Annotated in this window: 9 protein-coding genes and 2 pseudogenes; 7 read left to right on the top strand and 4 right to left on the bottom strand. The window is 65.4% G+C overall.

The window, feature by feature from the left end; translation table 11 throughout:
• Positions 1-154 precede the first annotated feature (154 nt).
• The 4 genes and pseudogenes from G3N93_RS29255 to G3N93_RS29240 all read left to right on the top strand — a co-directional run.
• Positions 155-400: pseudogene (locus G3N93_RS29255) on the top strand (lysine decarboxylase); the annotation flags it as partial.
• Between the two features lie 122 nt (positions 401-522).
• On the top strand, positions 523-717 hold the full coding sequence (locus G3N93_RS29250) for a YqaE/Pmp3 family membrane protein (protein ID WP_174942183.1): 195 nt from the start codon (positions 523-525) through the stop codon (positions 715-717).
• A 122-nt stretch (positions 718-839) separates the two neighbouring features.
• Positions 840-2156 carry a type II toxin-antitoxin system HipA family toxin gene (locus G3N93_RS29245; RefSeq protein ID WP_174941964.1) on the top strand — a complete coding sequence of 439 codons (1317 nt, stop codon included), beginning with the start codon at positions 840-842 and terminating at the stop codon, positions 2154-2156.
• A gap of 14 nt (positions 2157-2170) precedes the next feature.
• Positions 2171-2455 carry a helix-turn-helix domain-containing protein gene (locus tag G3N93_RS29240; protein WP_174941966.1) on the top strand — a complete coding sequence of 95 codons (285 nt, stop codon included), beginning with the start codon at positions 2171-2173 and terminating at the stop codon, positions 2453-2455.
• Positions 2456-2519: 64 nt separating this feature from the next.
• Here the strand turns inward: G3N93_RS29240 and G3N93_RS29235 are convergent, their stop codons facing one another.
• The gene (locus G3N93_RS29235) at positions 2520-3425 is read right to left on the bottom strand and encodes a LysR substrate-binding domain-containing protein (protein ID WP_241026745.1); all 906 of its coding nucleotides are present in this window, start codon (positions 3423-3425) and stop codon (positions 2520-2522) included.
• A 208-nt stretch (positions 3426-3633) separates the two neighbouring features.
• On the opposite strand from G3N93_RS29235, the gene G3N93_RS29230 reads away from it, so the two are divergent.
• Positions 3634-4221 (top strand): hypothetical protein, encoded by a 588-nt coding sequence (locus G3N93_RS29230; protein ID WP_244132430.1) that lies wholly within the window; start codon positions 3634-3636, stop codon positions 4219-4221.
• A 186-nt stretch (positions 4222-4407) separates the two neighbouring features.
• Here G3N93_RS29230 and G3N93_RS29225 read toward each other — a convergent pair whose 3' ends face one another.
• The 3 genes from G3N93_RS29225 to G3N93_RS29215 are packed head-to-tail and all read right to left on the bottom strand — an operon-like array spanning position 4408 to position 7008.
• Positions 4408-4587 carry a hypothetical protein gene (locus G3N93_RS29225; protein ID WP_011353787.1) on the bottom strand — a complete coding sequence of 60 codons (180 nt, stop codon included), beginning with the start codon at positions 4585-4587 and terminating at the stop codon, positions 4408-4410.
• The gene (gene cydB, locus G3N93_RS29220; RefSeq protein WP_011353788.1) at positions 4559-5566 is read right to left on the bottom strand and encodes a cytochrome d ubiquinol oxidase subunit II; all 1008 of its coding nucleotides are present in this window, start codon (positions 5564-5566) and stop codon (positions 4559-4561) included. Before cydB ends, G3N93_RS29225 begins: the two co-directional genes overlap by 29 nt.
• 29 nt (positions 5567-5595) lie before the next feature.
• Positions 5596-7008, bottom strand: a complete 1413-nt coding sequence (locus G3N93_RS29215) for a cytochrome ubiquinol oxidase subunit I (protein ID WP_011353789.1) — start codon at positions 7006-7008, stop codon at positions 5596-5598.
• Positions 7009-7510: 502 nt separating this feature from the next.
• Here G3N93_RS29215 and G3N93_RS29210 point away from each other — a divergent pair.
• Positions 7511-7837, top strand: coding sequence for a hypothetical protein (locus G3N93_RS29210; protein WP_011353790.1), 327 nt, complete (start codon positions 7511-7513; stop codon positions 7835-7837).
• Between the two features lie 13 nt (positions 7838-7850).
• Positions 7851-8053 (top strand): annotated as a pseudogene (locus G3N93_RS29205) (hypothetical protein); the annotation flags it as partial.

Below are 8053 nucleotides of genomic sequence, written 5' to 3'. Positions count from 1 at the left end.
CGTTGTGGTGTTTGTGTCTGAGGTGTGAAGTGATGAAGTATGATATGGACCGTGTGTTCTTATTGTTACACTGGTTTTGTTTTCGCATGCAACGACGCACCCCGATATCTACACGCGTGCGCACACTATTTCCCTACACGACTCTCTTCAGATCTATCTGAGCGTCGCATTGCCGACCGGGCTCGGCATCACACGCAACGCACTGGTCGCGCGTGCGTCGCTGTGCCTGATCGCGGTGGGCGGCGGGCTCGGCACGCTGTCCGAGATCGCACTCGGGTTGCAGTGGGGCAAGCCGGTGTTCGCGATTTGCGACGCGCCGCGTGTGGCGGGCGCCGAATGCTTCGACGAAGCGGATCCGCTCGTGGCGCGGGTCGCGCGGTGGCTGGCCGATTCGGCTTAGGCCGATGGCATGAGGTTGCGGCTTCCCGCCCGGTGATCGGCTGTTGCGGACTTGAAATGGCGCGGGCAACTCGCCATATTGGCGATGCCCGAATGTTCAATGACGCCTCGAGAGGATTCCAGATGCGCCTTCTGCTTGCCCTGCTGTTGCCGTGGTTCCAGTTCTTCACGATCGGCCGCCCGATCGCCGGAATCATCTGCCTGATCCTGCAAATCACGATCATCGGCTGGATACCGGCCGCGATCTGGTCGGTGTATGCGCTGAGCCAGTACAAGACCGATCGGAAGATCGAGGCGGCGCTGCGGGGGCAAAAGTAAATCCGGGTGCGATTTCCCGCAGGTTGAGCTTCGTTAGCCCAACGGCAAAAGTTTCTATTTCGGTGGAAATATATATACTTTATCTGCGTCACTCCGGATAATTTATGTAGATTTCTGCCTAAATGAACGACTCCTGTACGATTCAACTCCACGCCGACGGTGCCTGGCACGACATTGGTGTTGTCACCTTGTTCGGCACGCCCGACGAAGGCTGGCGAGCGCGTGCTTATACGGGTTACGACGTCGAGTGGGCCGTTCGGCATCAGCTCGCCCGCGATGCGCACGCCATGTCATGTCGATTTCCGGTTGGTCTTGAGCCACTGGAGACGCCGCATTGGCCTGTATTCCTGATCGACCTGTTGCCGCAAGGGTTCGGCCGCGCGGAGTTGTTGCGCCGTCTCGGTTTACCGGAAACCGCCGAGGAACGCGCCGACTGGCCATTGCTGCTGGCAGGCGCTGCCAATTCGATCGGAAATCTGCGAATCAAGGAGGCCGTGCATTGGCTGGCCGAACGTCAGGGGCCGCAGCAGGGTTTTACCGACGAGGAGGTTGTCGCGCGAGGCGACGCGTTCAGCGAATATCTCGCCACACATGGCTTCTTCGTTGCGGGCTCCTCGGGTGTACAGGGCGAGTGGCCGAAGCTGCTGCTGACCCGTGCTGACGACGGCTTGCTCTATCTGGACCATACGCTGCCGGACGAACGCGCGCGTGAGCACTACATCGTCAAGTTCGGGCGCGGCGCGAACGCGCGCCTTGCGCAGATTCTGCGCCACGAGGCGCCCTACATGGCATTGGCACAGCGTCTCGGTTTGCGGGTGCATGCGCCACTGGCGCTACATGATCGCTTGCTGTTCATTCGGCGTTTTGATCGGGCGCATATCGACGGTCGTGTCGTCCGGTTTGCCCAGGAAAGCATCGCTTCGTTGACGGACAAGGCCGGCTTCGGTGTCGTGCCGAGCCACGACGAGGTGTGCTGGCATCTCGCGCGTCAATGCACCGACCCGCAGGCCGAGGTGGCGGAATACCTGTGCCGCGATGTCGCGAATCTCGCGTTGGGCAACAAGGACAATCATGCGAGAAACACCGCGTTGCAACGTGACTTCGATGGACGCGTCGCCCTGACGCCGCTTTACGACTTCGCGCCGATGTATCTGCATCCGGATGGCATTGCGCGGCGTATCCGCTGGGAAGGCAATGACGGGGGGCAGCCGGATTGGGCGCGGGTGCTGGATACCATCGTTCGAATTGGTGAGCCGCAGGCTGAGGAAGCGCATGTCGCGTTGGATCGCGATGCGTTGCGGGCACGGCTACGTGCGATGTCGCCGGGTTTGCAGGAGATCGCCGATCATGGTGCCGATCTCGGGCTGGAGCACGACGTGCATGCCTTTCTGAAGCCGGGACTCGAGCGGTTGGCTCGTGAGCTGGATGCGTTGCGCTAGGCACGGGTGACGCAATGGACAAACGCTATAACGCGCTGCCGCTTCCCGAACAGCTTTCGCTCCGACGACAAGCGATCGAAGACGTGCTCGCGCATCCCGAGTGGCCGTTGCGCGAATCGGTACGTCATCTGAAGAAGACGATGCGGCTGACGAGCGCGGAAATGGCCAAGCTCGCCGGTGTGTCGACGAAGACGATTCAGGATATCGAACAAGGTCGCAGCGACGGGACGGTGCAGACGATGAACCGCATCTTCGGCATGCTGGGATTGAAGCTCGGTGTGGTGCGGCAGAACACCTAGCCGGACGTGACTGCGCAGCCGCCTCGGGCTGCTTCATCAGTTCCTGCTTTCTACTCCTCGCCGGTTATCCCGGCGGCGCCCCCTCCAGCGCCTCCGCCCGCGCGAACAGCCAGTCGACGAACGTGCGCAGCGACGGATCGTCGTCGTCGCGATACAGGCAATGAAACGGCGGCCCTTCCAGGTGGACTTCCGGAAACAGCGCGACGAGCCGCCCGTGCTCGATGTCGTCGCGCACCACCGCGCGTGGCGCGAGGCACACGCCGAGCCCGCTCGCGGCAGCCTTGGTCATCAGGAAGAACTCGCGATAGAACGGCCCGCGCAGCGTCTCGGTGACGGCCGAGCCCGCCTGGTGGAACCAGTATTGCCACGCCTGCGGCAAGCCTGCGTAATGCAGCAGCGGCGCGTTGCGCAAGTCGGCCGGCGTACGCGCCTGGCCGAGCACCGGGTGGCCGGGCGCGCACACCGGCACCGCGACGGTCGCAAGCAGCGGCCGCGACACGAACCCCTTGCGGCGCAGCTCCGGCGTATAGCGGCGGACCACGATGTCGCAGGTTTCGTCGAACTGGTCGCGCTCGTTGTCGGGCGTCGTGACGAGTTGCACGTCGATCTCCGGACGTTCTGCCTGGAACGCGGCCAGTTGCGTGAGCAACCATCCGTGCGCGAATGACACCGACGCATTGATCCGCACCGGATGGCCGCCGACGGGTTCGAACATCTGCCCCGTCGCCTGCGCGAGCCGGCCGAGGCAGCTCGCGACGTCGACGAGGTAATGCCGCGCGCGCGGCGTGAGCCGCAACGAACGTCCGTCGCGCTCGAACAGCTTCTGCCCGAAGAACGATTCGAGCACGCGGATCTGCTGCGCGACCGCGCTCTGGGTCACGTTCAGCTCGTCGGCGGCGAGGGTGAGGCTCTGCAGGCGGCCGGCAGCTTCGAAGCTGCGCAGCGCGTTCAGGGGCGGCAATCGGCGCATCGTGAGATCGCGAAGAAAAGCTACACAGTGGGTCAAAAAATGTCGTTTGTGGCGGTCGGGGCGCCTCCCTATCATGGCGCCGACAGGAGAACACGCCCCGATGACGATCATATCGCCACCCGACACCCGGACGACCGGAATTCGCCACCGTCTTTGCCTCCGGCGCGCGGCGCGGCGTGCGACGCACCGCCCGGCCATAGTGCCGCCCGTGCGCGGCCGCGGCGCGCTGGCGCTTGCCTGTGCGGGACTGTTCGCGGCGCTGACCGGATGTGCGACGAAACCGGACAACGAGCGGCAGATCGGCAACGGCGGATCGCTGGTGCGCTACAGCTCGAGCCAGACCGAAGTCGACCTGACCGATACCGAGCAGCAGACGCTGCGCATGCTCAGCGACCGCCGCTATGCGGATGCGACGCAGGCGCGCACGCTCGACGCGGTGGCCGGCGTGCTGCGCGCGCAGGGTTATGCGCCGGTGACGGTCGATCGCGATTCGGGGCTGGTGGAAGCGGGGCGCAGCGACACGCTGATCCCGAAGTGGCGTCAGCTGTTGCGTGGCGCGCTGAAGGCCCGCATCGGGATGTTGCCGACGAAGCCCGACCATGAACGCGTGGCCGCGATCGTGACGGTTCGGGCGGGGCGGGACGCGCACGGGGCGATCGTGCGTGCACGGTTCGATCGTACGGTGTGGGACAGCGCCGGCGATTCGCGTACCAAGACCGTCATGGAGCCCGAGTACTACCAGGCGTTCTTCACGGAAGTGGACAAGGCGATGTGCACGACGAAGTGCGAGCGGTGAGCGGCGCGCACGTGCCGGTGCCGGGGGGCGAAGGAGCAACAGGGAACGGCGGGCGCGCTGCCGCCGGTCGGAGCGTTGGCGCGAATGCCGGCGCGGCGCCTGGCGTCCGGCGCGTCGAGCCGACGCTGGAGCCGTCGACGAGAAAACGGCTGCCTGGATCGTCGCTCGACCCGGCAGCCGCGTCGCCTACTTCACCGCAAACAGCGTCAGGTTCATGAAGATCTTGAACGCGTAGCCGAGCGTGACAGCCCCGATCACGCCGCCCGCCCACAGGACGACGAACCACATCCAGCCGCGCATCCGCGACCGTGGCGCCGTAGCGGGGCGCTCGGCGGAATCAGTGGTGGTAGTAATGCTGGTCTTCATGGCGCACCTTGCCTCGGAATACCCAGTAACCCATCGTCGTGTAGGCGATGATGATCGGGAGGATAACCGCTGCGCCGACCAGCGTGAAGGTCTGGCTGGAACGCGGCGCCGCGGCTTCCCAGATCGTCATCGTCTGAGGAATCGCATACGGGAACAGCGTGACGAGCAGGCCGACGTAGCCGAGCAGCACGAGCGCCAGCGCGAGCACGAACGGGGTCATGTCATGCCGGGCGCGCACCGCGCGGCGCATCCACACCGCACAACCGGCGACCAGGAACGGCACCGGCAGCAGGCGCCAGAACAGCCCCGAATCGAACCAGCGCTGCGCGATGGCCGGATCCTGCAGCGGCGTCCACAGGCTGATGACCGCGATGAAGCCGAGCAGCACGACCGTCAGCGGCCACACGACGCGATGCAGGCGCCGTTGCAGGTCGCCTTCCGTCTTCGCGACGAGCCAGCAGCAGCCGAGCAGCGCATAGGTCACGATCAGGCCGAGGCCGGTCAGCAGGCTGAACGGCGTGAGCCAGTCGAACGCGTCGCCCGCGAACACGCCATCCTTTACGTTGATGCCTTGCAGGAACGCGCCGAGCGCGATCCCCTGGAACAGCGTCGCGCCGGCCGAGCCGCCGATGAACGCGAGATCCCACAGCTGCTTCGTGCGCCGCGCCTTCGCGCGGATCTCGAACGACACGCCGCGGAAGATCAGGCACACCAGCATGAAGATCAGCGGCAGGTACAGCGCGGACAGCACGGTCGAATAGACGATCGGGAACACCGCGAACAGCCCGGCGCCGCCGAGCACGAGCCACGTCTCGTTGCCGTCCCACACGGGTGCGACCGTGTTCATCATCAGGTCGCGTTCCTTCTCGTCCGGGAAGAACGGGAAGACGATGCCGATGCCGAGGTCGAAGCCGTCGAGCACGACGTACATGAAGAGCCCCAATGCGATGATCGCGGCCCAGATTACGGTGACGTCCATAGGTTTTCTCGTATGCGGAAAGGGTGGGCTCAGACGGTCTCGAGCGGCTCGTCGACGGCCGACATCGGGCGGCGCGCGGTGTGATCGGGGCGCGTGTCGGGGGTGTCGTCGTGCTTCACGTCGGGCAGCGCGGGGCCGGCCTTCATCAGCTTCAGCATGTAGTACACGCCGGTGCCGAACACGAGGAAGTACACGATCACGAACGTCATCATCGACAGGCTGACCTGCTGCACCGACAGCGGCGACACGGCCTGAGCGGTGCGCATCACGCCATACACGACCCACGGCTGGCGGCCCGCTTCGGTCGTCACCCAGCCCGCGAGCAGCGACACGAAGCCGGTCGGGCCCATCACGAGCGCGAAGCGCTGGAACCACTTCGATTCATACAGACGGCCGCGGCGGCGCAGGAGCCACGCGAGCGCGGCGAGGCCGATCATCGCGAAGCCGAGGCCGACCATGATCCGGAAGCTCCAGAACACGACGGTCGAATTCGGACGGTCTTCCGGCGGGAATTCCTTCAGGCCGCGGATCTCGCCGTCCCAGCTGTGCGTGAGGATCAGGCTGCCGAGGTGCGGCACCTTCACCGCGTAGCGGGTCGTTTCCGCCTTCATGTCCGGAATGCCGAACAGGTTCAGCGGCGTGCCGCCCTTCTCGGTTTCCCACAGCCCTTCGATCGCGGCGATCTTCGCCGGCTGGTGCTTCAGCGTGTTGATGCCGTGCTGGTCGCCGATCACGGCCTGCAGCGGTGCGAGCACGAGCAGCAGCCACAGCGCCATCGAGAACATCTTCTTCACGCTCTTGTCGCGGCGGCCCTTCAGCAGGTGCCAGGCACCCGTTGCGGCTACGACCAGCGCGGCGACGATGAACGCGGCGATCGCCATGTGGAACAGGCGGTACGGGAACGACGGGTTGAAGATGATCGCGAACCAGTCGGTCGGCACGACGCGGCCGTCGACGATCTCGAAGCCCTGCGGCGTCTGCATCCAGCTGTTCGACGCGAGGATCCAGAACGTCGAGATCAGCGTGCCGATCGCGACCATCAGCGTCGCGCCGAAGTGCGCGCGCGGGCTCACGCGGTTCCAGCCGAACAGCATGATGCCGAGGAAGCCGGCCTCGAGGAAGAACGCGGTCATGACCTCGTACATCAGCAGCGGCCCGGTGACGGCGCCGGCGAAGCTCGAGAAGCCCGACCAGTTCGTGCCGAACTGGTAGCTCATCACGACGCCGGAGACGACGCCCATCCCGAACGCGACCGCGAAGATCTTCGACCAGAACAGGCAGAGGGTTTTGTAGTACTGCTTGCCGGTTTTCAGCCAGCGATATTCGAGCACGGCGATGAAGCTGGCGAGGCCGATGCTCAGCGCCGGAAAGACGATGTGAAAGGAGACGGTGAACGCGAATTGCAGGCGGGCCAGATCGAGGGCCGAAAGAGCGGTGTCCATACCAGTTGACCGAGGCTGACGATACCCGCCGGCGGGTGCCGGCGGACCCCGGCGGACGGGCGTCGGGGTTGGCTGAAGTATGTGCCGCGATGTTGCACCGCGAAATGCGCCAACTCGTCGCAGATGTCCAGCCCGTCGCGCGCGATTCCGGGGTAAATCGTTGATTCGTATCAAGAAGGCTGCGTGCGGCGCGCGCGGCCGCGGCGTGGCGGTCTGACGCACGTGCGTCAATATGGCGCGTCGCGTCATCGGAACGGTTCGACGCGGGCGCAAACCCTGGGTGGCTGCGCGCAACCTGGCGCCGGCGCGCGGCCGAACCGTTGCAGTGCGTTATCGCGTAACGCAAGCGGTCGTGCCGGCGGGCCGCGGCCGATGGGGGCTGTCACATTGGTAACGCCGCGCAACATTGGCGCGTGCGCCCGTAATGGATGACGGATCGTGCGCGGCGTAGCGTTCCGTATGTCGGGTTCGCATCGACGAACCGCCAGCCGGAGAACGTGACGTGAATGGATTGAAGCTCGCACTGGGCGCGGTGGCCGCAGTGGCGATCGCGACGGGCGGTGTGGCGCATGCCGCCCGGGTCGGGGTCTATATCGGCCCCGGCTACCCGTATTACTACCCCGTCGTCCCTGCGCCTTACTACTACCCGCCGCCCGTCGTCGCGGTGCCCGTCGATCCGGGGCCGCCGCCGGAGTATGTCGAGAAGGGGCAGCCGCAGGACGAGGGCGACGCGAACGTCTGGTACTACTGCGACGCGTCGAAGCATTACTACCCGTATGTGAAGACCTGCAAGTCGGGCTGGCGATCGGTGCCGGCGCGGCCGCAGTGACGGAGGCGCGACGATGAAATCCGTATTTCGATCTCTGCGCGTGCCGGCCGCGCTGGCACTGGCCGGCCTGCGCGGCGCGTGCGCGTACATGCCGACCGGGCCGAGCGTGATGGCGCTTCCCGGCACCGGCAAATCGTTTGACCAGTTCCGCGCCGACGATGCGAACTGCCGTCAATATGCGTTCCAGCAATCGGGCGGCGTGAGCGCGGGCCAGGC

Source organism: Burkholderia sp. Se-20378, from assembly GCF_017104665.1.
Classification (GTDB): domain Bacteria; phylum Pseudomonadota; class Gammaproteobacteria; order Burkholderiales; family Burkholderiaceae; genus Burkholderia; species Burkholderia lata.
Note: the sequence above shows the minus strand (reverse complement) of the source record. Positions and strands in the feature narration are given on the sequence as shown.